Source organism: Polynucleobacter sp. Adler-ghost (genome assembly GCF_018688495.1).
In the GTDB taxonomy this organism is placed as follows: Bacteria; Pseudomonadota; Gammaproteobacteria; order Burkholderiales; family Burkholderiaceae; genus Polynucleobacter.
Genome location: NZ_CP061320.1, coordinates 926,369 through 951,863 on the forward strand (window position 1 = coordinate 926,369; position 25,495 = coordinate 951,863).

The 25,495-nt window shown below is 45.1% G+C and carries 28 protein-coding genes and 1 tRNA gene; 16 read left to right on the top strand and 13 right to left on the bottom strand.

Going from position 1 to position 25,495, the window contains the following annotated elements; all coding sequences use genetic code 11:
• Positions 1-46 precede the first annotated feature (46 nt).
• A tRNA-Ser gene (locus ICV89_RS04875) sits at positions 47-141 on the top strand.
• A gap of 68 nt (positions 142-209) precedes the next feature.
• Here the strand turns inward: ICV89_RS04875 and ICV89_RS04880 are convergent.
• From ICV89_RS04880 to ICV89_RS04905, 6 genes are all read right to left on the bottom strand, one after another.
• The gene (locus ICV89_RS04880) at positions 210-1,172 is read right to left on the bottom strand and encodes a tripartite tricarboxylate transporter substrate binding protein (RefSeq protein WP_215310152.1); all 963 of its coding nucleotides are present in this window, start codon (positions 1,170-1,172) and stop codon (positions 210-212) included.
• A 72-nt stretch (positions 1,173-1,244) separates the two neighbouring features.
• On the bottom strand, positions 1,245-2,081 hold the full coding sequence (locus tag ICV89_RS04885) for an SDR family NAD(P)-dependent oxidoreductase (RefSeq protein ID WP_215310153.1): 837 nt from the start codon (positions 2,079-2,081) through the stop codon (positions 1,245-1,247).
• Positions 2,082-2,822 carry an SDR family NAD(P)-dependent oxidoreductase gene (locus ICV89_RS04890; protein ID WP_215310154.1) on the bottom strand — a complete coding sequence of 247 codons (741 nt, stop codon included), beginning with the start codon at positions 2,820-2,822 and terminating at the stop codon, positions 2,082-2,084.
• Positions 2,823-2,824: 2 nt separating this feature from the next.
• A complete protein-coding gene (locus ICV89_RS04895; protein WP_215310155.1) occupies positions 2,825-3,610 on the bottom strand; it encodes a citryl-CoA lyase in 786 nt (261 codons plus the stop codon).
• Positions 3,611-3,620: 10 nt separating this feature from the next.
• Positions 3,621-5,141 carry a class I adenylate-forming enzyme family protein gene (locus ICV89_RS04900; protein ID WP_215310156.1) on the bottom strand — a complete coding sequence of 507 codons (1,521 nt, stop codon included), beginning with the start codon at positions 5,139-5,141 and terminating at the stop codon, positions 3,621-3,623.
• Between the two features lie 28 nt (positions 5,142-5,169).
• Positions 5,170-6,162 (bottom strand): tripartite tricarboxylate transporter substrate binding protein, encoded by a 993-nt coding sequence (locus ICV89_RS04905; protein ID WP_215310157.1) that lies wholly within the window; start codon positions 6,160-6,162, stop codon positions 5,170-5,172.
• 367 nt (positions 6,163-6,529) lie between these two features.
• Here ICV89_RS04905 and ICV89_RS04910 point away from each other — a divergent pair, with 367 nt between their 5' ends.
• The 6 genes from ICV89_RS04910 to ICV89_RS04935 are packed head-to-tail and all read left to right on the top strand — an operon-like array spanning position 6,530 to position 12,446.
• A complete protein-coding gene (locus tag ICV89_RS04910) occupies positions 6,530-7,681 on the top strand; it encodes a branched-chain amino acid ABC transporter substrate-binding protein (RefSeq protein ID WP_215310158.1) in 1,152 nt (383 codons plus the stop codon).
• 46 nt (positions 7,682-7,727) lie between these two features.
• Complete coding sequence (locus ICV89_RS04915) at positions 7,728-8,660, top strand: branched-chain amino acid ABC transporter permease (RefSeq protein WP_215310159.1); 933 nt, start codon at positions 7,728-7,730, stop codon at positions 8,658-8,660.
• Positions 8,661-8,662: 2 nt separating this feature from the next.
• Positions 8,663-9,805, top strand: a complete 1,143-nt coding sequence (locus ICV89_RS04920; RefSeq protein WP_215310160.1) for a branched-chain amino acid ABC transporter permease — start codon at positions 8,663-8,665, stop codon at positions 9,803-9,805.
• Positions 9,802-10,587 (top strand): ABC transporter ATP-binding protein, encoded by a 786-nt coding sequence (locus ICV89_RS04925; RefSeq protein WP_215310161.1) that lies wholly within the window; start codon positions 9,802-9,804, stop codon positions 10,585-10,587. The genes ICV89_RS04920 and ICV89_RS04925 overlap by 4 nt, the downstream gene beginning before the upstream one ends.
• Before the next feature lie 2 nt (positions 10,588-10,589).
• Positions 10,590-11,297 carry an ABC transporter ATP-binding protein gene (locus ICV89_RS04930; RefSeq protein ID WP_215310162.1) on the top strand — a complete coding sequence of 236 codons (708 nt, stop codon included), beginning with the start codon at positions 10,590-10,592 and terminating at the stop codon, positions 11,295-11,297.
• 6 nt (positions 11,298-11,303) lie between these two features.
• Positions 11,304-12,446, top strand: a complete 1,143-nt coding sequence (locus ICV89_RS04935) for a M20 family metallopeptidase (RefSeq protein WP_215310163.1) — start codon at positions 11,304-11,306, stop codon at positions 12,444-12,446.
• Here ICV89_RS04935 and ICV89_RS04940 read toward each other — a convergent pair.
• Positions 12,443-13,780: an amidase gene (locus ICV89_RS04940; RefSeq protein ID WP_251370919.1), complete on the bottom strand. Its 1,338-nt coding sequence runs from the start codon at positions 13,778-13,780 to the stop codon at positions 12,443-12,445. The two genes, ICV89_RS04935 and ICV89_RS04940, sit on opposite strands and share 4 nt — an antisense overlap.
• 158 nt (positions 13,781-13,938) lie before the next feature.
• On the opposite strand from ICV89_RS04940, the gene ICV89_RS04945 reads away from it, so the two are divergent.
• From ICV89_RS04945 to ICV89_RS04970, 6 genes are all read left to right on the top strand, one after another.
• Positions 13,939-14,118 carry a hypothetical protein gene (locus tag ICV89_RS04945; protein ID WP_046330120.1) on the top strand — a complete coding sequence of 60 codons (180 nt, stop codon included), beginning with the start codon at positions 13,939-13,941 and terminating at the stop codon, positions 14,116-14,118.
• 1 nt (position 14,119) lies between these two features.
• The gene (locus ICV89_RS04950; protein ID WP_215310164.1) at positions 14,120-14,416 is read left to right on the top strand and encodes a hypothetical protein; all 297 of its coding nucleotides are present in this window, start codon (positions 14,120-14,122) and stop codon (positions 14,414-14,416) included.
• Between the two features lie 45 nt (positions 14,417-14,461).
• On the top strand, positions 14,462-14,902 hold the full coding sequence (locus ICV89_RS04955) for a Smr/MutS family protein (RefSeq protein ID WP_215310165.1): 441 nt from the start codon (positions 14,462-14,464) through the stop codon (positions 14,900-14,902).
• Between the two features lie 65 nt (positions 14,903-14,967).
• Positions 14,968-15,303: a YqjD family protein gene (locus tag ICV89_RS04960; RefSeq protein ID WP_215310166.1), complete on the top strand. Its 336-nt coding sequence runs from the start codon at positions 14,968-14,970 to the stop codon at positions 15,301-15,303.
• A gap of 6 nt (positions 15,304-15,309) precedes the next feature.
• Positions 15,310-15,681: a phage holin family protein gene (locus tag ICV89_RS04965; protein WP_215310167.1), complete on the top strand. Its 372-nt coding sequence runs from the start codon at positions 15,310-15,312 to the stop codon at positions 15,679-15,681.
• On the top strand, positions 15,678-15,959 hold the full coding sequence (locus ICV89_RS04970) for a YqjK-like family protein (RefSeq protein WP_215310168.1): 282 nt from the start codon (positions 15,678-15,680) through the stop codon (positions 15,957-15,959). Before ICV89_RS04965 ends, ICV89_RS04970 begins: the two co-directional genes overlap by 4 nt.
• 8 nt (positions 15,960-15,967) lie before the next feature.
• On the opposite strand, the gene ICV89_RS04975 is transcribed toward ICV89_RS04970, so the two are convergent.
• Positions 15,968-16,486 carry an adenine phosphoribosyltransferase gene (locus ICV89_RS04975; RefSeq protein ID WP_215310169.1) on the bottom strand — a complete coding sequence of 173 codons (519 nt, stop codon included), beginning with the start codon at positions 16,484-16,486 and terminating at the stop codon, positions 15,968-15,970.
• Between the two features lie 11 nt (positions 16,487-16,497).
• On the opposite strand from ICV89_RS04975, the gene ICV89_RS04980 reads away from it, so the two are divergent.
• Both ICV89_RS04980 and ICV89_RS04985 read left to right on the top strand, forming a co-directional pair.
• Entirely contained in the window at positions 16,498-17,061 is a 564-nt protein-coding gene (locus ICV89_RS04980; RefSeq protein ID WP_215310170.1) for a 5'-methylthioadenosine nucleosidase, read from the top strand.
• Positions 17,062-17,097: 36 nt separating this feature from the next.
• Entirely contained in the window at positions 17,098-18,765 is a 1,668-nt protein-coding gene (locus ICV89_RS04985; protein ID WP_215310171.1) for an AMP-binding protein, read from the top strand.
• A 4-nt stretch (positions 18,766-18,769) separates the two neighbouring features.
• On the opposite strand, the gene ICV89_RS04990 is transcribed toward ICV89_RS04985, so the two are convergent.
• From ICV89_RS04990 to ICV89_RS05005, 4 genes are read right to left on the bottom strand one after another with little or no spacing between them, the layout of a single operon-like run.
• A complete protein-coding gene (locus ICV89_RS04990) occupies positions 18,770-19,678 on the bottom strand; it encodes a transporter (protein ID WP_215310172.1) in 909 nt (302 codons plus the stop codon).
• Positions 19,679-19,702: 24 nt separating this feature from the next.
• The gene (locus ICV89_RS04995) at positions 19,703-20,239 is read right to left on the bottom strand and encodes a hypothetical protein (RefSeq protein WP_215310173.1); all 537 of its coding nucleotides are present in this window, start codon (positions 20,237-20,239) and stop codon (positions 19,703-19,705) included.
• 22 nt (positions 20,240-20,261) lie between these two features.
• Positions 20,262-21,560 (bottom strand): U32 family peptidase, encoded by a 1,299-nt coding sequence (locus ICV89_RS05000; protein WP_215310174.1) that lies wholly within the window; start codon positions 21,558-21,560, stop codon positions 20,262-20,264.
• A gap of 37 nt (positions 21,561-21,597) precedes the next feature.
• Complete coding sequence (locus ICV89_RS05005) at positions 21,598-22,467, bottom strand: fumarylacetoacetate hydrolase family protein (RefSeq protein WP_215310175.1); 870 nt, start codon at positions 22,465-22,467, stop codon at positions 21,598-21,600.
• A 178-nt stretch (positions 22,468-22,645) separates the two neighbouring features.
• Between ICV89_RS05005 and ICV89_RS05010 the strand changes: the two genes are divergently transcribed.
• Positions 22,646-24,304 (top strand): thiamine pyrophosphate-binding protein, encoded by a 1,659-nt coding sequence (locus tag ICV89_RS05010; protein WP_215310176.1) that lies wholly within the window; start codon positions 22,646-22,648, stop codon positions 24,302-24,304.
• Between the two features lie 44 nt (positions 24,305-24,348).
• On the opposite strand, the gene ICV89_RS05015 is transcribed toward ICV89_RS05010, so the two are convergent.
• Positions 24,349-25,380, bottom strand: a complete 1,032-nt coding sequence (locus ICV89_RS05015) for a tripartite tricarboxylate transporter substrate binding protein (protein ID WP_215310177.1) — start codon at positions 25,378-25,380, stop codon at positions 24,349-24,351.
• Positions 25,381-25,495 lie beyond the last annotated feature (115 nt).

The following is a 25,495-nucleotide window of genomic DNA, read 5'->3' on the forward strand; positions in this document are numbered from 1 at the left end:
AGCGGTTATCCGTTAAACTGTGGGGCGTTGTATTAGTTTGAAATACGGAGACGTGGCCGAGCTGGTCGAAGGCACTCCCCTGCTAAGGGAGCATCGGGGCTAAAACTCTGATCGGAGGTTCGAATCCTCTCGTCTCCGCCAAGTGCTATAGAAGAGCCCCTAACCACGGGGCTCTATTTTTTTGACCTCTGACATTGCATTAATGGAGTTTAGTCAAGAGAAGCTCCCGATGCTTTAACAATCTTCGCCCAGCGCGTAATGTCTTCTTGAAGCTGTTTGGCAAATTCTGATGGAGTCGTGTTCGCAAGCTCTACCCCAGTGGCCTGCAGTTTTTCTCTCAACTCGGGATTAGTCAGGGTTAACTGCATCTCTTTTTGTAATTGATTGATGACGGCCTTCGGCGTGCCTTTAGGGGCAAATAAACCTATCCAAAGTGTTCCAGAGAAACCTGGAATCTTTTCTGATATGGATGGGACATCAGGCAGAAGGGGTGAGCGCTTTGCAGAGCTCACACCAAGGGCAATTAATTTTTGAGTATTGATGTATTGCAAAACAGATGGCAAGCTCGCAAAAGCAATTTGAATTTGCCCACCCAAGAGATCATTGAGTGCTGGTGCAACCCCTTTATAGGGGATATGTTGCAAAGTTATCCCGTAGCTTTGATTGAGCATTTCACCTAAGAGGTGATTTAGCGTTCCATTGCCAGCTGATGCAAATTGGTAAGTCTCCGGGGGTTTTGATTTAACCAGCTTTAAAAAATCATCTAGATTCTTAGCTGGAAAATTAGCATTCACTACTAGAACATTCGGAACTGAACCGACCATGGCTAGAGGAATAAAGTCATTGACTGGATCGAAACCTGGATTTTTATAGAGGGCAGGATTAATTGCTTGGGCGCTACTAATGGTCATTAAAAGCGTGTGACCATCCTTTGGGGCATTGGCAACAAACTGAGTGCCAATATTACCGCCAGCACCTGGCTTATTCTCGACAATCACAGAGGATTTGATTTGCTCTCCTAGTCGCTGCGCAACTACTCGACCCACAATATCATTTGTGCCGCCAGGTGCTTGGGGAACAATGATGGTGATGGGTTTATTTGGATAAGCAGTGGCCGAGCCGCAAAACAGGTAGAAACAGGTGAGGAGTCCTAATTGTAGGAGGCGGTTCATTGGAGTCCCTTTGATTTGGAAGAAGCTTAAAAATATCTTAATATGGCTTAACTGGAAAATGGGTGCCTACCCTTAGTTTTGCTGGGTGTATCTACCGGTAAGGCCGCCATCTACAACCAGCTCAGTGCCCGTGATGTAGGCAGCTGCATCCGATACTAGGAAGGCGCAGGCATGAGCCACATCCCATGCTGTTCCTGATCGACCCATAGGCACCTGCTTATCCCTCGCAGCACGAGCCTCATCCAGACTATTTTCAGAGAACATCTTGGCTACGGTATTGGCAATGCGTGGGGTATCAATTAAACCAGGCACCACTGTGTTGGCGCGAATGCCTTGACTGGCGTACTGTTGAGCAATCATCCGAATAAATTGGGTATTCGCTGCCTTGGTAACGCTATAAGCCAGATGCGGGTAGCCCAAATAGCGCATACCCGCTACCGATGAGATCGCGATAATATTTCCCGTGCCTCGGGATGTCATCTCAGGCAAGACCTCTTGGGCTGCCAGTAAGAGGCTACGAACATTCACCTTATGAATGCGATCAAAATCTTCGGCGCTCGTTTCCATGGGCCCGCCAACTTTTCCAATACCTACGTTGTGATGCAAAACATCAATAGGTCCAAATTGATTGCGAGCTTCACTAAAGAGTCGCTTCACCTGATCTTCTTCAGAAACATCGCCGACAAAAGTCTGAGCAGTACCACCTTCTTGCAGAATGATCTTGGTGGTTTCTTCTGCGGAGACTGCATCTCGATCAACTACGCAGACTTTGGCGCCCAGTCTGGCGTAGGTGACACAAGATGCTCTACCAATACTCCAGCCCGGTCCGGCTGAACCGCCGCCAGAGACAAAAATGATGCGACCGGTGAGGTCAAGTGGTAAGCCGGCAGGATGTGTAATTGAGCTCATTTATTGGTGTAGTCCTACAGTCATGCCACCACAAACATATACTACTTGGCCAGTAGTAAATCCGGCGCGTTGATCTAGTAGTGAGGCAGCAATATGCGCCACTTCCTCTGGTTGGCCAATGCGACCCAAGGGTACGCTGTCTAAAATGCGTTGCGTAGCAGGTGCACTCGGAGGGTTTGCACTCTGAAAGAGCTCTGTGGCAATGGGGCCGGGTCCAATGGCATTCACGGTAATACCATCAGCCGCAAGCTCTAAAGCCAATGTGCGCGTCAACCCCAGCAAGCCTGCCTTAGAAGTGGCATATGCAATGCGCTCTTCTTTACCCAAGGCGGCACGACTAGAGATATTCACAATACGCCCAAAATGAGCGGCCTTCATGGCAGGGAGGAGTCCCTGTACGCAAATAATGGCTGCTGCGACATTCACATTCATCACTGCATAAAAATCTTCAGTGCTTGTTTGTTCAATTGTGGCGGGGCGCACAATGCCTGCATTATTTACTAAGCGGGTGATTGGGTGCTTCAATGTCGCCTCTATCAGAGCGCTCCGTAATACTGTTTCATTTGATACATCAACCTCATAGAAGTTCTCATGAGCAAAGCTTTCTTTAGGGGCTATCTTGTCAAAGTTAATGACATGCATACCATCGGCAATCAAGCGCTTAGCAATTGCTCGTCCGATGCCACGGCTAGCGCCGGTAATCAATACATACTCTTTTGCTACTTGATTTTGAGAGTCCATTTCTAGCCAATCTTATTGGCACCATCCACGAAGGGAATGGCATGTTCAACGGTATCCCAAATAAAACGACCAGAGGGACTTTGTTGTTCTTCAACGATATGTGCCACCAAACCAGCTGAGCGCGAAATGACTGCAAAGCCACGCATGACTGCAGTAGGAATGCCAATCTCACCAAGCAATGCAGCTACCGCACCAGTTGCATTGATCGTAATTGGACGACCTGCCACTGTGTCGACTGCTTTCGATAGGATTTCCAGTGCGCGGATCTTATTACCGTGGAGATCTGGTTCAGCCCGACCCATTTCCAATAATTTATAGGCACGTGGGTCTACAGGTTTATGGAGATGATGCCCAAATCCTGGAACTGCTGCCTTAATAGACTTGTAATGTTGCGCTATCTCCAGTGCTTCAGCTTCAGGGTTACTTGCCGCTGTAATTCGATCTAATAAGCCAGAGCAATTTTCCATGGTGCCAATGAAAGAGCTCCCGACAGCCAGCAAGCCAGCTGATACGGCTCCTTGAAGATTTTCTGGTGCGCTCATGTAAATCAATCGCGTCGCAATTGCACTGGGTGTGAGGCCATGTTCCATGAGAACAATGAGTACAACGTCAGTGATTCGGATATCTACAGGTCGTGGAGTTCTTCCTAAGATTTGCATCAACATCACTTCGGTAAATGTTTTTTTACCCATCAAGTCTTCGACAAGGTCTGCATCGCGATAGTGCAGACTGGTAAGAGTATGGGTGCACAAACTAGTTACTGGCGTTTTGTTGGATGAATTAGTCATGATTACTTGATTAAGAATTTGTTGAGGAATGAAGAATATCTTGAAGGACGGCGCTCTTGAGTAACTTACCTACATTAGAGCGAGGCAAACTCTCATAAAAGTGGATACGTTTTGGTGTCTGAACCGGCCCCAAGAGTTCGCGCACAAAAGAAATGAGGGCTGCCTCATCAACCTGTTGGCCGGGGCGAAGTTGTACTGCTGCTTGCACGCTTTCTCCCCACTTATCATCTGGAACGCCAAAGACCAGACATTCGTGAACGGAGGGGTGTTGAGTTAAAGCATTTTCAACATCTACTGGATACACATTAAATCCTCCAGTAATCACGATATCCTTGAGGCGGTCTTTTAGATAGAGGTAGCCACGCTGATCAATCAAACCGCGATCTCCAGTGTGCAACCAGCCATTAATGATTGTTTCCGCAGTTTTTTCTGGCATACGCCAGTAGCCTGTCATGAGAAGATCACCGCGTACCACTACCTCACCAATTTCGCCTGTTGGTAAGAAACTTCCATCAGGCGCCATGATTGCGACATCACTAAACCAGGTAGCGCAACCAACTGCAGCCCAATTTTGAGGATCTTCAAAATCCTCTGGTTTCATAATGGTTAATATTTGAGGGGCCTCAGTTTGACCATAAGTAGTGCAAAGTACGGGACCAAAAAATTCACGGACAATACGCACTTTTTCAGCGGGCATTGGTGCGCCACCATATATCAGTCTGCGTAGCTTGGGAAAATCCTTGCGCGAGGCATTGGGTAATGCCATCAACATGTACAGCATTGTTGGTGGCATAAAGGAGGCAGTGCCACCACGCTCTCTAAAGGCTGTGCGAACAACTTCAGCACCAGCCCCATCTAGGATCACATGGCATCCGCCTTGCGCTAGGATGGGCAAAATATAAGTTGATGTGCCATGAGTAATGGGCGCAGCGACAATATAGCGATCATGTTCATCAAAGCCCCACGACTGAATCTGGTTGGTTATATTAGCCAGCCAGGCGCGATAGGGTTGCATCACTCCTTTTGGAGCGCCCGTAGTACCACCAGTAAATTTGATCGCTTGGGTTGCATCTAAAGGTAAATCAAAAGATGGTAGCGGGGCGCTATCATGCAGTTGGATCAAGCCACCCATCGTTTTGTTTGATGTCTGCCCATCATCCATGCCGGTAAGAATAAAAATACCTGGGGCATCGGTTAATAATTCACCTAAGGCTTGATCATGAATGACTAGGCTCGGTTCTGTGATGTCGATAATGCGTCGTATTTCAGGTCGGGTACTTTTAGGGTTGAGCGGAACCCATACTTTGCCTGAGGCAAGCACCGCCAGTAAGGCGATGATGTGATCCGCGCTATTACCGGAGCAAATTGCGACGCGACTTTGAAGCTTGGGATCTAATTCCACAAGAGCACTAGCAAGCGCATTCACTTTGGATGCCAATTCTTCATAGCTAATCGGGCCGGTAGGCGTATCAATGGCTATACGATTTGGCCAGCGCAAAGATGCTCGCCAAAAGAAGTCGATTGGAAACATGCTGGGACTTCCTTCTTTCTGGTGTGTTTTATTCGGCTTTTGCGCCAGATGCTTTCACTACTTCACGCCAGCGTTTTACTTCGGCTGTTGCAAAGTCACGCATTTTCTCTGGGGAGCCTGGTTCAGGTGTAGCCCCCAATTCTTGAAGGCGTTGGCGGACATCTGGTGCTGTGAGGGCCTTATTCAGTGCAGCATTGAGCTTTTCAATGATCGGCTTCGGAGTTCCTGCAGGGGCAGCCAAGGCAAACCATGACTGCACGTCAAAATTGGGGTAGCCAGATTCAGCAAGTGTAGGAACTTCGGGCAGCAATGGGGATCGTTGTGCGCTGGTAATGCCAACTGGACGCAGCTTGCCACTTTGAATATGAGGCATTGCAGAAGGGGCGTTATCAAACATAGAGTCTACCTGACCCCCAAGTAAGTCTGTGACAGCAGGAGCGCTACCCTTATACGGTATATGCAGCATTTGGATTTTGGATTGCATCTTAAACATTTCACCGGAGAGATGAATCGATGAGCCGCTACCAGAAGATGCAAAAGTGACACCATCTTTTGATTCCTTGGCATAACGCACATATTCTGCGACTGTTTTAATTGGAAGGTTTGGGTTAACCACCAAAATATTGGGGATCTTGGCAATCATGCCAATCGGATCTAAATCTTTGAGTGCGTCGTATCCTAGTTTTGGATATAGCGACATATTGATGGTGTTGGCAATTGAAAAGGCGTAAAGGGTATAACCGTCAGCTGGTGACCGTGCAACGATTTCTGCGCCTACATTGCTATTGGCGCCAGGCTTGTTTTCCACAATCACAGACTGACCCAATGTAGTACCCATTTTTACTGCAACTAAACGTGCCAATATATCTGTAGCCCCTCCAGCGGAGTAACCCACAATGATCTTGATGGGCTTATCAGGCCAACTGACGTTCGTTTGGGCGTTCGCTACTCCTATCGTTGAGCAGGCTATGGCAGTTAGTAATACAAGTAACCCTCTACGCTTCTCGAAATATAAAGACATGACACTCCTCCTGAATTCAGTTCTTTCACCACCCCAGATTGATATCTGGCCATGGTTCATTTATAACACCGCCAATTACCCGAGAACTCTGAGCTCGTAGATTCTTGAGAACATCATTGGCCCTCAAATTTGGTGCAATGTGTACAAATACAGTTCTTTCTGCACCACTATAGATAGTGATGGGGTGCAGAGTGATTGATCAACCCCATATACTTTAAGAAATCACACTTGTTTGTTTATGAGCCATAGGGATAATTATCTAGGGTTAACGAGCATAAGAAAGGGGTGATTCAGATCAATATTTATAAAACAAAATATTGATACACTGATTCGTAGATTGTTATAAAAAATTCCTAGGAGATTAGTTATGAAATCCATTGTTTCAGCTTTAGTTCTCGCTTTTTGTTCCAGCCTTTCCTTAAGCGCTTCAGCTAAAGACACTGTAAAGATAGCCTACATTGGGCCTTTGACTGGCGGCGTATCTGCTAATGGCATTGGCGGTCGAAACTCGGCTGATCTTGCGGTTCGCCTCCGTAACCAGGATCCCAACGCTAAATATAAGTATGAACTTGTATCTGCAGATGATGAATGCAAGCCAAACGTTGGCGTTCAAGTTGCTACAAAGATTGCTGCTGATAACTCAATCATTGCTGGCGTAACTCACTATTGCTCAGCAGTCGCAATGAGCACTGTGGATGTTTATCATAAATTTGGCCTGCCAGTAATGGTCTGGGGAGCAGTATTGCCAGAGATTACGTATGGCAACGACTATAAAGAGATTCATCGTGTCAATGGCACCATGATTAATCAGAATGAGGTCGCGGCTAAATTTCTTACAGGCCTGGGTTATAAAAAGTGGGTCATTATTCATGACACTACAGATTACGGTAAGGGCCATAACAAATACTTCACTCAATATTTAACCAAAAATGGTGGGCAAATTTTGGGTACTTTCGGCGTTACCGCTGATCAACAAGACTTTACTGCTGAGTTGACGAAGATTAAAGACTTGAAACCTGAGGTTGTTTATTTTGGCGGCCTAACTCCAATCGGTATTCGTATTCGTACACAAATGGATCGCCTGGGCATCAAGGCTGTATTCGAAGGAACATCTGGAATTAAGTCTGATGCCTATATTGAAGGTTTAGGCAAATTGTCAGAGGGCTCACTTTCTTTCATCGAGGGCGCTCCTTGGGAGAAGCTGCCAGGCGGCTTGGAATTTACAGCCAAGTACAACCAACAGAAATATCCAGACGCGCCTGAAGCTTATGGCCCTTTTGCATATACAGCTGCTAACTTGATTATGGATGCCATTGAAAAAGCTGGCCCAAATCGGAAGAAGGTAATGGATGTTCTTAACAAGACAAATAACGTTGATACGATTATCGGCAAGGTTAGTTTTGATGATCGCCGCCAGAACATCGTCCCATTAATTTCTAAGTACGTTGCACAAGATGGTAAGTGGGTTGTTTGGGAAGATAGCTTGTATGCCAAGAAGCAGCGTAAGTTAGGGCAATAAGCTTATATTTACTGTTTTGTAACCGAAGTAAAGAGGGTAAAAGTGCATGTCGTTTGATATATTTTTGCAGTATCTGCTTAACGGCTTAATGTTAGGCGTCATTTATGCGATTGTTGCAGTGGGTTTTACTCTCTACTTCGGTGTTTTGGATGTAATTAAGTTTTCGCACGGCGATATTTTGATGGTGGGTGCTTTTGCTGGACTCACTGCTTATATTGGCATAGCGGGTACCTTTGACTCCCCATGGCTGCAACTATTAATACTTGTCTTAATTAGTGTCTCGGTGGCAGCATTCTTGGGTGCTCTGATTGCGCGTTACTTAATTCTGCCTTTGCAAAAGGCTCCCCCCATTAATACATTGCTCGTCACGTTGATGTTGGGCTTAGCCTTACGCGAAGCAGTGCGCCTTTTTTACCCAAATGGCTCTAATCCAAAACCTTTCCCAAGACTTCTGCCAACAGATGGGATCGCGCTTGGGGAGTTTACCTTGCGCTCAGACAGCCTCATTTTGTTGCTAACGGGAATCATCTGTATTGTGGCTGTTCAAAGGTTGATTACCCGCAGTAAGATCGGGTTGGCTATCAGAGCAGTGGCACAGGATAGCGAGACGGCTCGAATCATGGGTATTAACTTTCGTCAAATTGTTTTAATCACATTTATGCTTGGGTCTGCCTTGGCGGCACTGGCTGGCTTAATGAATGGCTTGTATTACAACGAAGTGAACTTCAGCATGGGGCTTTTGCTAGGCGTCATTGGTTTTTCTGCAGCTGTTGTAGGTGGCCTTGGAAATTTTTACGGGGCAATTGTGGGTGGCTTTCTTTTTGCGGCACTGCAGACTATTGGCGCTGTGTTGCTACCAGCGATTTTCCCTGATGTTCCTAGTGCCTATAAGGATGTATTTGCATTTACTGTAATTATTATCATCATGGGATTAAAGCCAACCGGTTTGATTTCTGAAAAATCAAGCGAGCGAGTGTAAGAATGAAGTTACTAATTACTACTTTTATATTGAGCTTGCTCTACAGTATTTTATTGCTGGGATCAGAAAGTCAGATTGAGGTTGGCGGCCTAGTCTTTTTGGCTTTTGCTGTTAGTGTTGTTGGTAAAAAAATGGGTCTGATGGACCTCTTGGCTGCTGCCGTGCGAGAACATCCGCAGTTCCCGGCATATGCTTCTGTTGCTGGCGTGCTCATTACCATGGTGGTGTTTCATAACTCTCACTTTGCTTTACTAATGCTGGCTACAGTGCTTATTTACTCTGTAGTTTGTCTCGGTTTAAATATTCAGTTTGGGTATGTTGGAATAGTTAACTTTGCTGGAGCAGCTTTTTTTGGCATCGGGAGCTACACAGCGGCAATCTTAGCAACCTATACTGCCGTTCCACATATTTTGATCTTAGTACTGGCCGCATGCGTATCTGCCTTGATTGGATCAATTCTCATTTATCCAGTCTTGAGAACCCGAGGTCACTATGCGGCTTTGGTAACCATTGCATTTGGTATTTTATTTAGAAATTTTCTAGAGGTAAACGATAGTTTAGGCGGCCCTCAAGGAATGAAGATTCCAGCCATGAACTTATTTGGCTGGAATCTCTCGAATGGAGTTGAGATCGCTGGATATGAGATTTCCTTCTATATCCCTTATTTATTAATTGCTTTAGTCCTGTTAATTTTAAGCTTCAAGCTTACTCGTAATTTAGAGCGCTCATGGATAGGATTAAGTATGGACATGGTGCGTACTGATGAGATTGCCGCTTCCACATTTGGTGTCAAGATTGCGCATTGGAAAATTGTGGCATTCACATTGGGTAATTTGATAGCGGGTATGGCTGGTGCCCTATATGGAATGATGACTGCTTATGTAGCTCCCAATAATTTTACTTTTGCCGACTCGTTGATAATGGTCTCCATTGTTATTTTGGGCGGAATTGGCAATCCTTGGGGCATCATTCCTGCTGCAGCTATTGTGGTTATCCTTCCAGAGAAGCTGCAGTTTATTCAGGAATATCGTTTTTTGCTGTACGCAATTGTTGTGATTTTAATTTTGTTATTCCGTCCTGATGGCCTATTACCTCGAAGAATCCGAGAGTATTTCCCTGGCAATAAAGCGGGGGGTGAAAAATGAGTCAAGTTAAAAATAAAATTCTGGAGGCTCACAATCTAACCATGCGCTTTGGTGGTGTTACAGCGCTGGATTCTCTGAATTTGCATGTAAATGAGGGCGAGGTTCTCGGCCTTTTGGGTCCAAATGGCTCCGGTAAAACTACATTCTTTAATGTGATCACTGGTCTTTATAGAGCAACCGCTGGCAATGTGACGTTCAGGGGGCGTGATCTTACTGATGCGAGTGCTCAGGAAGTCTATCGTGAGGCAATTACGAGAACCTTTCAACGCTCTAGACTGTCTTTGCCCCTCACTGTTTTTGACAATATTGCGATTGGTGATAATCGCCGTCTAAATACTGGATTAATTTTTAATCTCTTCAAGCGAAAGCAATTTAGACAGGAGTATGACCATGTGGTGGAGCAGGTAAATCAACTACTCCTAACCTTTAATCCGAAATTAGCGGGAAAAATATTCGAGCCTGTTGCCAGCCTACCGATGATTGACCGCCGTCGTATCGAGATTTGTCGCGCCTTAATTAGCGAGCCAGATCTTTTGTTGCTAGATGAGCCCTCTGCTGGAATGACCCATGATGAAACTGTTGAGGTGATGGATGATATTTTGCAGGTTCGTAGCAAAATAAAGCCATTCACAATCATTTTAATTGAGCATGAAATGGGCTTAATTCAGCGCATGACTGAGCGTTGCATTGTATTAAATTACGGTAAAAAAATTGCTGAGGGCACCTACGATGAGATTGTTAATAATCCTGAGGTTCAGGTGGCCTACTTAGGACAAGAGTGATCATGAACTTGCTAAATATTCATAATATTTATACGGCTTACGATCGTATTGATGTTCTCGAGGATGTATCAATCGAAGTTAAACAAGGCGAGATCACCTGCATCTTGGGCGCAAATGGCGCAGGAAAATCAACTTTAATTCGATCTATCTTAGGATTAACGCCAGCAAATCGGGGTCAAATTCTATTCAAGGGTGAAGACATCACGCATTTACCATCCCACAAAATTATTGAGCAAGGCATTGCCTGCGTTCCAGAGGGGCGCCGTGTTTTTCCTCGAATGACGGTTGATGAAAACTTGTCTGCTGGCGCTTATTTAGTCAAAGACAAGAATGTAATCGAGGAACGTCGCTTACATGTGAAGACGCTATTTCCTCGATTGGCTGAGCGCTCTTCGCAAGTAGCTGGAACAATGTCAGGTGGTGAGCAGGCTATGCTGGCTATTAGCCGCAGTTTAATGAGTTCGCCTGATCTGCTGATTTTTGATGAACCTTCATTGGGATTATCGCCGCTATTTGTTAAAGAGAATTTCAAAATCATCAAAGAAATAAATCAGATGGGAACTACTGTGCTCTTAGTCGAGCAGAATGTACGCCAAACTTTGGCAATTGCGCATCGAGGGTATGTAATCTCTAAAGGTCAAGTTGTTGCCAAGGGTAATGCAAAGGAACTTGCCGATAACGCGGAAGTTCAAGCCGCCTATTTTGGATAACTTACTGTGAACGCTAAACTAAACCCCGTCGCATTAACTCAAGAGCTCATTCGTTTTAATACGGTGAACCCGCCTGGCAATGAAGATCAAATTTGCGAATACTTGAAAACTCTCTTAGAGTCGGCGGGCTATGAGTGTCGTCTGATTGAGTTTGCCCCAAGACGAACAAGCTTAGTTGCAAAAATTGGATCTTGTAGCGCTGATAAACCGAGTATTTGCTTTACAGGCCACGTTGATGTTGTGCCCTTAGGTGCGCGTCCTTGGAAGTTTGAGCCCTTTGCTGGCCTGATTAATGATGGCAAGCTCTATGGTCGTGGTTCAAGCGATATGAAAAGCGGTATCTCTGCATTTGTAGTAGCGGGTATAGAGATGGCACATCAAGCTAAGCAGGGTGCTGGTGTGACTATGATCATTACTGCAGGTGAAGAAACAGGCTGTGAAGGTGCATTTCATCTTGCTGCCAATAAAGAGATTGTAGATTTCTTAGGCCCGGCCGGTTGCTTTGTTGTTGCTGAGCCTACCGCTAATGAGCCGCTGCTTGGTCATAAGGGCGCCTACTGGCTAAGAGCTAAAACGGAGGGAGTAACTGCTCATGGCTCGATGCCCGAGAGAGGCGATAACGCATTCTATAAGCTTGCTAAAGCAGCATTAAAACTGGAGCAATTTAGTTTTGATACACCCCCACATGAAATGATGGGGCAGGGAACATTGAACATTGGTACTGCTAAAGCTGGATTGAACATCAACTCTGTTCCAGATGCTGCAGAAATGACCTTAGATATTCGTACGGTAGCTGGGCAAAGCCATTCTCATATTTATGGTTGTTTATGCAAGGCCTTAGGCCCAACAGTGCAACTTGACACCATTATTGATATTGAGGGTGTTTTTACTCCAGCCAATGATCCGTGGATGGAGAAAGTATTTGAGCATTGCACAAAACTGAATGGTATTCGGCCAATAGAGAAAACGGTATCTTATTTTACGGATGCATCAGCTTTAAAATCCGTGATCGGCAACCCTCCCACTGTTATTCTAGGCCCGGGCCAACCTGAGATGGCGCATCAGACCGATGAATTTTGCTATGTCGATAAGATTGAAGATGCGACTAAATTATTTGCCAACCTTATTTCCGATTGGCAAAAACCCTAAGACTGCCCACCCGCCGTCTTAATGCATTCTTCAGCAAACTGTGCGATGTTGAGCAATTTTTCATCTTCTCTGTAATTGCCAATAAGTTGAATTCCTAGCGGTAGCCCATTGCTTGATTTTGTGACAGGGAGTGCAATTGCTGGTGCACCAATAAAGGTCCAAAGAGAGCAAAAGATGGGATTTCCAGTAAAACTGAGACCCTTAGGCGCTTCTCCTGTTGCTGGAGCCGCCAATATCGCATCAAATCTTTGAAAATATTCAGCCAGAGAGAGACGTAATTTTGCCTGGAGATTTTTTGCCTTGATGTAATTGCCGACCGAACAGGCATTTCCTTTCTCGATGAGTTCTCTCATGTCCAGGCTTAGTAAATCTGGAAATTTCTCCAAGTGCTTTTCATGAACTACCGCAGCTTCACATGCCATTAAAACTGCTAAAGCCTCTATCCCATCCCAGTAAATTTGTGGGAGTGTGATTTCTTCCGTGCTGACACCAGACGCATTAAGTGATGATTCAGCTATCTTTACTGTTTTGATCTGCTCTTGGCTTAATAATTCATCAAAGGGTGTTTTTAGGATGCCAATTCGAGGCTTGTGATTTTTTAGAGTCTCACTTAGTGGTTTCTGAGTCAGCTCCTCTAAAACAATTGCATCTTCCTCATCGATGACGGTATTGCGGAGTAAGTTAAATGCAAATCTCGCATCCGCCACAGATCTTGTAAAAAATCCGATATGGTCTAGCGAGCCAGAAACCGGGTGGACGCCTTTACGTGGAACGCTTCCAAAGCTGGCTTTATAGCCAACAACACCGCAAAATGATGCTGGCCTAATAATCGATCCAGCAGTTTGGGAACCCAAGCCTAAGGGCACAATTCCGCACGCTACAGCGGCAGCCGAGCCGCTTGATGAGCCCCCGGGAGTATGGGCGCTATTCCATGGATTGGTTGTGGCGCCGGCATGACGCCAGGCAAATTCAGTTGTTACGCTTTTGCCAAAGATAACGCCACCTAAACTACGGATTTTTTTGACAATTTCAGCATCTTCACTCGGGACAAAATCCTTATATATCGCTGAGCCATTGCTTGTAACAAAATCCTTCGTTGCAATGATGTCTTTTACAGCCACCGGAATGCCCATTAATGGACCCGTTCCCGATTGGCGCTGCAGCTCTTGTAATGATGCTCTTGCCGTAAACGCCTTTAATTCCGACTCAACTTGTTCTGCTCGCGCTATACATTGCGCCAAATAATCATCAACTTTGAGCTGTTTTTGTTGTATTTGTTGGCATGCCTGCAATAAATCTAAGGATGGCTTCATGAGTTTTGCGTTTGTATTCATTTAATCACCTTACTTTATCACCGTCGTCGTCCTATCGCTCTTCTAGGCATCTCAACATCCCTTTCCCTATTAAACCTGCTATTTCAATCCTAGCAAAATTATAAATAAAGTTCACAACTTCACAACTTCTGTAGTATAGTATTGCCAAAGGAGGCAAAATGAGAAGAGCGATACCAAAAACACATCAAGCTTTAGATTGGATAGGGAAGGGAATGACCGCAGCTCAGGCAGCTAGAAAGATGGAAATTTCAGAATCTAGCGTCTATGCCGCCTTAAGAAAAACAAAAGCAAAAGATTTAGGTTGTTGTCCAACATGTGGTCATAAATTAAGGAAATAAGATGAAGAAGACTCTATTGGCCGTTGTCTCAATTTCTGTAGCTGCGTTGGCATACGCAAATACCTCATCGGATTCTTCGGAGCTGCTAAACCAGCAATGCAAGATTTCTGCTGAAGCAGTTTCTACATTAAAGGGCTTGCGCTATGGCAATACCTCTATTCGTAAGGATGTAGGAGGCTTGATTAACTTAAATCTTAAAGTCCAAGAGAACAAAGATGCAGCGCAAACAACCCTGAACCGAATGGTTGATGATCAGGCCAACTCAACATCTGCTTTAGAGGCTAAGTATTGTTCTTAATAGTGTTTGAATAGGTTATTGCCCAATCATCTGTAAAGGCGTTTAATGGCCCATTCATTTGAATGTCCAGAATGTGGCAATCCCCGAGGAATGCTTGGGGAATGTCGTCAATGCGGAAGTCAGGAGCTTCCTTTACCGCATAGTGACACGATGGTATTGAATTTAAAATTTGATAATCCAAGTGCTGAGGAGGCTTTGGACCGCTTAACTATTGGGCTACGTCGAGCCTCAGAAGTGGGCATCAAGGCAATGATACTGATACATGGCTATGGAGCCAGTGGTGAGGGTGGCAAAATTAAATGGGCTGTCCATGATGCTCTAGAAAATAACTATTTCTCCGACCGTGTTGATGAATATCACTTCGGTGAGCAAACCGCATTTGGTAGCGAGGCTTACCATGCACTTTTGAGAAGAAGGCCTGGATTAAAAGCTTATCTAAAGCACTTCAAGGAGGGAAACGCTGGGATGACGGTATTAATACTGTGATTTCAGTCGGAATTGCTTAGAATGGACTACCACATCAAATTCGATGACATCAGCAAGGAGCGGCAATGACTGCTAAAAAATCAACAACCGTGCATGAAGATCTTCAAATCAATTCTGAAAACTTAATTGGTGATTTCAAGGCGCTTATGGCGGATGCTGAGGATCTCATTAAGGCAACGGCAAGTCATAACGATGGGCCGCTTGGCGAAATCCGTTCAAAGGCCATGGAGACGCTCAACAGCGCCAAAGAAAGTCTTTCCTCTGTTGAAGGCACTGTGACTGAAAAGGCCAAAGTTGTCGCTGAGCGCACTGATGAGTTTGTCCATAGAAATCCCTGGGAGGCGGTAGGTGTTGCTGCTGGGATTGGCTTGTTGGTTGGTCTATTTATTCGTCGTCGCTAGGAATTCATGTCACAAGAAAATCTTTTCTCTTCACTAAAAAATCTTGTCTCCACAGGGGCATCCATTGCTCAGACCCGTCTAGAGTTGATCTCTACTGATGTGCAGATTGCGCGTTCTCAGTTTTTGAGTCTTTTGGTTATGGTGATCTTTACATTGTTTTTCTTGTTCTTTGGATTAGTAATGCTGGCTTTACTTATTGTGATTTACAGCTGGGAGACTGATCGGGTCTTAGCGCTAAGCTTGCTAACTAGTGGCTTCTTGGTAGTGGGCATCATTTTGGCGCTGGTAGTCTTGCGCTCACTCAAAACCATGCCTAAATTATTTGAGGCAACGATTACAGAGTTGGCTAAGGATCGCCAGGAACTTGCAAAACGATGAGTCAAAAACTGTCAGAACTTCAGGCAAGGCAAAGGCTGCTGCAAGAACGAGCAGCCCAAGAGCGTGCTGACTTCGCTCTGCATTTTGAGCCTCTTGAAAAGCCACTGTCTTGGGCTGACAAAGGCATAGATACTTTTAATTTCATGAAGAGCACACCGATCTTGTGGACTAGTGCTTTTGCCGTATTGGCACACTACCAGCCTAAGTTAGCTAGCAAAGTGCTTGCTGTAGGCTGGGGTACTGTCAAACTTCTCAAGGGTGTTAAGAGCCTTTTGTAAAACTATCTTTAGGCAATAAAGACTGTCTTATTGGCTATTCCGTTCTGGGTCAGGACTTCGCCTCCACGTAAACCAGCAATTTCTAAAAAAGTGATGGCACCAGCAACTTGAAAGCCGGCCTTTTTGAGTAATTTACTGGCTGCGATGATAGTTCCGCCGGTGGCCAGTACATCATCCACAATCAGCACTCGTGAATCAGCTGGCATAGTAGACTCCTGAATTTCTAGGGAATCGGAGCCGTACTCCAAGCCATAGGATTCTCGATGGCTAGCTAAAGGCAGCTTATTGGGTTTCAGGGCTAAAGCGAGGCCTTTATGGGCTTTGTAGGCGAGGGCGGTGCCAAAGATAAAGCCACGTGATTCAATGCCTAAAATATGGCTGTAATCAAATTGCTGAGCAAGTGCCTCTAGCTGTATCGTAGCCTCTTTAAATGCACTCGGATCGGCTAATAAAGGGGAGATGTCCCTAAAGAGGATGCCTGACTTAGGAAAGTCGGGGACTCCAGGTAGATAATCTAATAAATTCATTGTTGGCTGATATGAAAACACAATTGCTCATTATTACCGCATTAGAGTCCGAGCTGGATAAAAGCGCACTACCGGCGGGTATCGATATTGTGTATTCTGGGGTTGGCAAAATCAATGCAACCGCGGCAAGTATTCAGGCTATTCATCAATATCAGCCTCAGAGGATTGTGAACTTTGGTACCGTTGGAAAAATTAACCCCGCTCTTCAGGGTTTATTAGAAATCGGCAAAGTAATACAGCGCGACATGATGACAGACCCTCTGGCGCCTCGAGGCCAAACTCCGTTTTGCCCCAAGCCATCCCAATACCTGTCTCTTGGCGGTGAGCATACTTGTGGTACTGGCGATAGTTTTGTTACTGCCCATGATCCTTGGCTAACATCTCAGGGTGTAGATGTGGTGGACATGGAGTTGTTTGCGATTGCTAATATCGCACATCAATTTCACATTCCATGGCATTCATTTAAATACGTGACTGATGATGCCAACGCTGACTCTGGAAACGAATGGACTCACCGCGTCAATCATGGTCAAGAGCTGTATTTAGATAAGCTCAAAGAGCTGATGAGCGCTTAAGGTGCGCCCAACACTATTACCAAATTAATCTTGAAGATGAATACTCAAAAACCTTGGCTGAAAAACTATCTCGAGGGCGTTCCCCATGAGATCGATTTAGCGGGCTATTCATCGATCGCTGATTTGATAGAGGATTCTTTTAAAAATTACCCCAATCGGATAGCAATGGAGTCGATGGGGTACACCATCAGCTATCGTCAACTCGATATTCTGTCCAAGGACTTTGCAGCTTATTTACAAACCTTAGGTCTTGAAGCGGGCTCGCGTATCGCCATCATGTTCCCGAATGTTCCGCAATACTTAATTGCAATGCTAGGGACTCTACGTGCAGGGTTTGTCGTAGTCAATATCAATCCGCTCTATACCGCTCGCGAGCTGGAGCATCAACTCCAAGATAGCGGTGCATCCATCTTGGTGATGTTAGAAAACTTTGCTCACGTATATCAGGAGATTGCCAATCTAGGACTTATAAAGAAGGTTATTGTCAGTAGCCCAGGAGAGAGTCTAGGGCCGAAGGGTGTCATCATTAATTTGATTGCTCGCCATATTAAAAAGCTGATTCCGCATTGGAGCTTTCCTTGCGTTAAATTGAATCAAGCTCTCAAAATTGGCGCTGGCCATGGCTTCACTAAACCAAACCTAAGGCAGGACGGTATTGCTTTTTTACAATACACGGGCGGAACTACAGGGGTTTCTAAAGGCGCAGTTTTATTACACCGCAACATATTAGCCAATATAATTCAGATTGAATCTTGGCTCGACCCTGCTTTAAAAAATCGGCAGCAACAGTTAGTTTTTTTATGTGCCTTGCCGATGACCCATATCTTTGCACTGACTGCCTGCGGTCTGCTTGGAATGCGTAAAGGCGCCAAATTGTTATTGGTCGCCAATCCACGTGATATTACTGGCTTTATTAAGCTGCTGATAAAGCACCCGGATATCAATATTTTTCCAGGCGTTAATACGCTTTTTCATGCCTTGATACATCGTCCAGAATTTAAACGTGTGCGCCTACCCAATCTTTTGGTCACCATTGGCGGTGGCATGGCAGTTCAAAAAAAGACGGCGGAGCTTTGGCAGAAAATGATGGGAGTGCCGATTGCTCAAGGGTATGGGCTATCAGAAACTTCACCGGTGGTGTGTGTCAATACGCCATTCGTAAAAGAATTTACTGGATCCATTGGCATGCCAGTGCCTGGTACAGATGTATTGATACTAGGTGACGATGGCATAGAAGTTCCATTTGGCTCGCCTGGAGAGATTTGCATCAAGGGTCCACAGGTGATGGCGGGCTACTGGAATAGACCAGATGAGACTGCGCAATCTATTACGCCAGAGGGATATTTTAAGTCTGGCGATATTGGCATCATGAATCCCGATGGCTTTGTACAGATTGTCGATCGTAAAAAGGACATGATCGTAGTAGCTGGCTATAAAGTATTTCCTAATGAAATTGAGGAAGTGATTTCTCAAATTCCCGGTGTCAGGGAATGTGCTGTGATTGGACTGTCGCACCGCAAGCTCGGTGAGATCGTCAAGGCCTATATTGTTAAAGACAAGCCTGAGCTAACTGAGGCTCAAGTCATTCAGTATTGCAAAGAGCAAATGACAAGTTACAAACGTCCCAGAAAGATTGCTTTTATTACTGAAATGCCCAAGTCTAATGTGGGCAAGATATTGCGCCGTCATCTGCGCGACTTGTAAATAATTACAGGCCACCGCCAAAGCGGTACTGCCAAGAAATCCCGTATAAGTCATAACTATTATTGGTTCTCGAGTACGCACCTGTGCTCGCTGACAGTCGAATCGAATTATGTTTATTTACTGGGTAGGACATCGTTGTGCCAAAGCGCCAATTCTCTTGGCTACCACTAATCGGGTTGCCATTGAGGTAGGATTGCCCGCCAGTAAAGTAGGTGGCATCTACAGAGATCCAAGCAGTATTCTGAAAGTAATAAATAGCGTGTGTTTGAGTCGAGTAAACTGGGTTTTGAGATAGCGAGTTACCGCCCATGAAGTTGGTATTGCTGGTGTAGAAAATACCAGCACCAGCGAGCTCAAATCGCCAAGGACCAAGCGCTTTAGAAACTCCAAGGCCTGGCTGGATAAACCAACGATTTGCTCCCACATTAATGAGTTGGTTGTCGTCATACTTACCCCATGGCACTGATGCCGCAAGACTGACTCCAATAATCAGATCCTGCTGGTAACTCTTAAATTGATCTAGCGTTAATGCTGGTGCGCCATAGAGATTAATTGCTGCCTTGATCAGTGGATCTGATAATCCCTCAGTACTGGCATTTACTGTGCGCCCGCCAATCGAACTCGATCCAGTCAGTTGACCATAAGGAAGTACTAGAGTGAGCTTGCCAGATTGACCCCCTGCATCAAAGATATGGGTAAGACCCATGACTTCACTAGTCAGCGTGTAATTACCGGCCTTTGCTTGTGCAACCCCAGCGCTAATAAAGTTAATCCCAACTGGTGCATTGGAATAGGTACGCGCTTCGATTTCTTGTGAATGAGATAGGGTTGGTAGTAAAGCGCCTGAAGTAAGGAATAGCCAAGTGCCTATTGCAAAAACTCGACCTTGAGTAAGGTGGGCGAAATTAATCATCCGAGTTACTTCACTCAAGTTAGATTAGTTGAGTTTTGATTTGTCGCCAAACAAAATCTTTAGGGTAGCGTTGCTACCAAGCATGATGGTCATTCCCGTTAGGAGTAAATAAGGCCACACAATTAACCAATACACAATCGACATGGCCACTACGCGCAAAGGATTAGATTGTCCAAATTCAGTCATAGAGATCAAAAACGCTTTTCCATGAATTAATCCATGAACTCCGGCCTCTAAGTAATTTAAGCCCAAAACAACCAGAAGGTAGATTAGGGACTCCAAGAGAAGTGAGCTGACGATTCCATGCTTTTCATTGACTTTGATTGGGAATGCAGCCTGAGCGATCAACATGAATTTGGCGCAGATTGCCGCTTTGAATAAAGCAAAGCCAAAGATAGATAAAGGGATAGGCCTCTCATCTAGGGAGGTTGCTGCTAAAAAGGCAAGAGCACAAAACCAAGATCCAAAGTAAATAGTTAACTGAAACGCTTTGACAAATTCTTCCTTAGCTTTAGCTTTGAAACCATGTGCAGAATCTAAATTAGGCGGGATTGCACTCATAAATACTTTCTAAGATGCTTAATTAGCAGTTGCTGCAAGAGTTAGCCTCAACAGGTGCTGGTTCTTGGGTGTAGCGCGCAATAAATGCATGCTTACTCTTGAGTGGTAATTGAATCCACACAAAGTGACCTGAGCCGGGGGCAACATCAATTGGCTCGTCTTTGAGATTCCACATGGCATCCAAGACCATATCTTGATTACCCTCGGGTTCAATGATTTCTAACTTATCACCAATCGAGAAACGATTTTTGACATCTACCTTGACGCGACCTGAGGCCTCATCAATCTCTAAGGTCTCGCCAACATACAAACTTCTACCCGAGAGGGAGTGGCCACGCATATAGAGTTGATATTCTTTATCGTGGTGACGCTCATAGAAGCCATCGGTATAGCCACGATTTGCAAGGCCTTCCAAATTACCAATTAGTGACATATTCATTGGACGACCGGCTACTGCATCATCAATCGCAGTGCGATAGGATTGGCAGGTACGAGAAACATAATAGGGCGACTTGGTGCGACCCTCAATCTTGAATGAATCGACGCCCATCTTGGTCAAGCGTTCAATATGCTCAATAGCACGCAAATCTTTTGAGTTCATGATGTAAGTGCCGTGCTCATCTTCTTCCATGGGCATTAAATCATCTGGACGACGTGCCTCCTGAAGAAGAACTACATCACCACTAGTATTTTGTTGTCCGGGCTTGACCTTGTAATCCCAACGACAGGCATTAGTACAAGCACCTTGATTGGAGTCGCGATGAGACATGTAGCCAGATAGTAGGCAGCGGCCAGAGTAGGCAATACACAAAGCACCATGTACAAATACTTCTAATTCCATTTCTGGACAGTCTTGACGCACTTCTTCAATTTCATCAAAAGATAGCTCGCGTGACAGAATCACTCGACTGATACCAACAGAGCGCCAGAATTTTGCAGAGGCACCATTCACTGTATTGGCTTGAACAGATAAATGAATCGGCATATCTGGCCAAGCTTCTCTGGCCATCATGATGAGGCCAGGATCTGACATGATCATCGCATCAGGCTTTAATGCAACTACAGGATCCATATCCTTAATATAGGTGCGCGTCTTACCACCATGAGGCAGGAGGTTGGATACGAGATAAAACTTTTTACCTAAAGCATGGGCAGTATCAATACCTTCTTTGAGCGTCTCCATTTTTCCGAAGTCGTTATTGCGTACTCGCAGGGAATAACGCGGCTGCCCAGCATAAATAGCGTCAGCACCAAAGTCAAAGGCAGTACGCAGCATGGAGAGGCTGCCGGCAGGGGCGAGAAGTTCTGGAATCTTGGTCATGGTGCTATTTTAAGGTCTACTGAGAGCTTTGGCTCGATTACTCATCCGCTATAGAGTTGCGCAGTATTCCAATAGATTCAATTTCAATCTCACAAATATCGCCTGGTTTCATGAAAACAGGGGGTGTCCTTGCATAGCCAACGCCAGCCGGGGTTCCGGTAATGACCAGATCGCCAGGCTCCAGCGTCATGCACTCTGTTATCAGCACAATGGTCTCTGCCACGTTCCATAAAAAGTCTTTGGTATTGGCGTTTTGCATAACCTGACCATTTAAGCGCGACTGAATTTTCAAGCCATCGCAGCCAAGGGGAAGCTCATCTGGCGTCACTAACCATGGCCCGAAAGCACCAGTTTGATCAAAGTTTTTACCAATAGTCCATTGGGTCGTTTTACGTTGGTAATCTCGAATACTGCCATCATTAAAAATGCTGTATCCCGCTACACATTCCAAAGCGTTTTCTAATGTCAGATGGCGCGCCTTTTTACCAACCACAAAGGCGAGCTCTGCTTCGTAATCTAACTTATCGGAAACCTGAGGTCGAATGATGGGACTTAAGTGCGCTGTTAATGAGCTGGGACCACGCATAAAAAAACTGGGGTATTCAGGTCTTGCATTGCCACCTTCTTTTGCATGGTCAGCATAGTTCAGACCCATACAGATAATTTTTCCGGGTCTCTCAATGGGCGATCTAAAAGTGATAGTGTCTATCTCTCCTTTAATTGCCTTGGAGTTTTGGATCGCTGCTGCAGCACGATTTAAGATTTCTTGAGATTCAATAATGGCTTGCAAGTTATTGGGTATCAATGGATCTGTGGCAGATAGATTAATAAAGCTATTAGCGCTCCCCACTAAAAGAGCCCCCACACCGTCTTGGCCACTTGAATCTCGATAACTAAATAGTCTCATTGCAAAGCCTCCAATTAAATTGGTTTATTGGTTGTTAGTGATGGCAGTATAGGGCAGTCTCTAAGGCTGATAAGTCTCTTCGATGGGTCATCCTTTCAGCTCCATTGCTTGATAAAGTGTGATAACTTTCTGATACTAGTCACACACATCCAAAATCTTTAGAAAGCCAATCAACATCATGGAGACCCCAATTAAAGTGCTAAATGGTGGCCAAATCCTCGCAAATGCATTGGCAAGGCAGGGTGTAGATATAGCCTTTGGCGTTCCTGGTGAGAGTTTTCTGCCATTATTAAATGGCTTAGTTGATCACCCTGATTTTCGATTCATCACCTGTCGACAAGAGGGTGGCGCCGCTTATATGGCAGAGGCCTATGCAAAATTAACAGGCCGCCCTGGCGTCCTCATGGTAACTCGTGGGCCTGGAGCCTCGAATGCCATGATTGGAATGCATACGGCTTATCAAGACTCAAGCCCAATGGTTTTATTGGTCGGACAAGTTGGCACTGATATGGTTGAGCGTGAGGCCTTCCAGGAAATTGACTATCGCCGCATGTACTCAGAATGCGCTAAATGGGTTGGTAGCATCGATCGCGTCGACCGGATTGATGAATTTGTTTCCCATGCCTTCCATGTGGCTCAGGCAGGTCGAAAAGGCCCTGTTGTATTAGCTTTACCAGAAGATGTGCTGTATATGACTGGTCAAGAAAACCCTGTCAAAGCTGCCCATCTCGTTCAGCCAGGCTTAGATCTCCAGAGTTTTAATCAAGCAATGGCTGCCTTTACCTCTGCTAAAAATCCAATGGTGATCGCTGGCGGTGGCAATTGGAACCATACTGCATGCGAAGCTTTACGTTCTTGGGCAAACGCGCAGGCCATACCAGTTGCCACCAGCTTTCGTTCTCAAGATGTGATTGACAATCTAGATCCTGCATTTGCAGGTGACCTGGGTATTGGCGCTAATCCTGCCTTGGTGAGGCGTATTCAAGAGGCGGATGTTTTGTTAGTCATCGGAGAGCGCCTTGGAGAGATGACAACCGCTGGCTACAGCATATTGACTGTGCCTCAAGCAAAAGTAAAATTAATTCACGTGCTGTCGGGTCCAGAAGAGTTGGGCCGTGTATATCGACCTGACTTTGCTATCAATTGCAGTCCAGAAAATTTCTGTTCAGCATTAAAAATGGTGCAGATGAATGCTCATCATGACCGCACCACTATGAAGCTGGCCCATGATGAGTACCTCGCTTTCTCTAGTCCTGTAACAGTTAAGGGTGACTTGCAATTAGCGTTCATCATGGACTCTTTACCAGATCTCATACCGCGTGATGCCATTATTACTAATGGTGCTGGGAATTTTGCAACCTGGGTCCATCGTTTTTATCCCTACGGGGCATATAAAACCCAATTGGCACCTGCCAATGGATCCATGGGCTATGGTCTACCTGCCGCAATTGCTGCAAAGATTACTAGCCCAGAAAAAGTGGTGATTGCAGTATGTGGTGATGGCGACTTTATGATGAATTGCCAAGAGCTAGCTACTGCTGCTCGTTACGATGCCTACCCAATTGTTTTAGTGGTGAATAACAGCATGCTTGGCACTATTCGTATGCATCAAGAGAGAGAGTTTAAGTCTCGCGTGATTGCGACTGGTTTAACCAATCCTAATTTTGTGAAGTTTGCAGATAGTTTTGGAATGCCTGGTTTTAGAGTCAGCAAGACCGAGGAATTTGCACCGGCATTTGCAAAGGCACTGGCTAGTAAAAAAGGTGCTTTGATTGAACTAGTCTTGGATCCAGAAGTGATTACCCCAACTAAACTGCTTTCTCAATTAGGGCAATAAAAAAAGAGGGGCGATGCTCCTCTTTCAGTAAGTCAGCTGGAAACTTAATCCACCTTTGCACCAGAATCTTTGACAACTTTTGTCCACTTCGCAATTTCATTTTTAATGAAAGTTGAGAATTGAGCAGGTGTATTTCCAACTGGCTGTGCACCCATTGCTAAATATTTTTCTCTCACAGCAGCGCTATTGATAGCAGCCATCAGTACGGCGCTATCTTTATTGAGAATATCTGCCGGCATATTCGCGGGGCCGACAACACCGAACCAAGAAGTTGCCTCATAGCCAGGTAAGTTTGCTGCCTCAGCTATGGTTGGTAGATCTGGAAATGCAGGTGAGCGTTTGGCACTAGTAACTGCCAATGCCTTTAAACGACCAGCACGAATAAAGTTAATTGAAGAAGGGAGATTGTCGAACATGATGTCTACATTTCCTGCCATTAAATCAGTGACTGCTGGAGGACTGCCCTTATAAGGTAAGTGCACCATATACGTTTTTGTCATGGATTTAAATAATTCTCCCGCCATATGAATCGAAGTGCCATTACCACTTGAAGCCATATTGACTTTACCTGGGTTAGCTCTGGCGTATGCAATTAAATCATTCACGCTACTGATTTTGTTTTTAGCGGCAAATTCAGGATTCAGCACTAAGACATTAGGCAACTCCGCTACCAAAGTAATGGGAGTGAAATCCTTAACTGGATCAAATGGTAACTTTCCGCCACCTTGGGTGTAGAGAGGAAGATTAATACCGTGCGTGCCCACGGAGGCCATGAGCCAGGTATAGCCATCTGGAGCGGATTTAGAAACTATTTCTGCGCCAATATTGCCACCTGCACCTGGCTTATTGTCAATTACAACATTCCACTTCGGGGTATTTAATAGCTCGCTTTGGAGTGGTCTGGCAATGTTATCGGTTGCCCCGCCAGGAGGAAAGGGGACAATAAAACGTATTGGTTTATTTGGATAGTCTGATTGAGCGAGGGATATGTGACTAGTGCCAAGCAATATGGCGATCACTGCTGCAAAGAATAGGGGTATACGAATAAATACGTTTAAAAGCTTGCTTTGAATCATGTCTATCTCCCGTTTACTAAATTCACTCTAATGATGATTTTTAATTCAGTGCTAAAAGCATAACAGAGCAAGTGGCAATTGGGATCTGGGAGATTAAAAGTCCTCATTTGGGTTC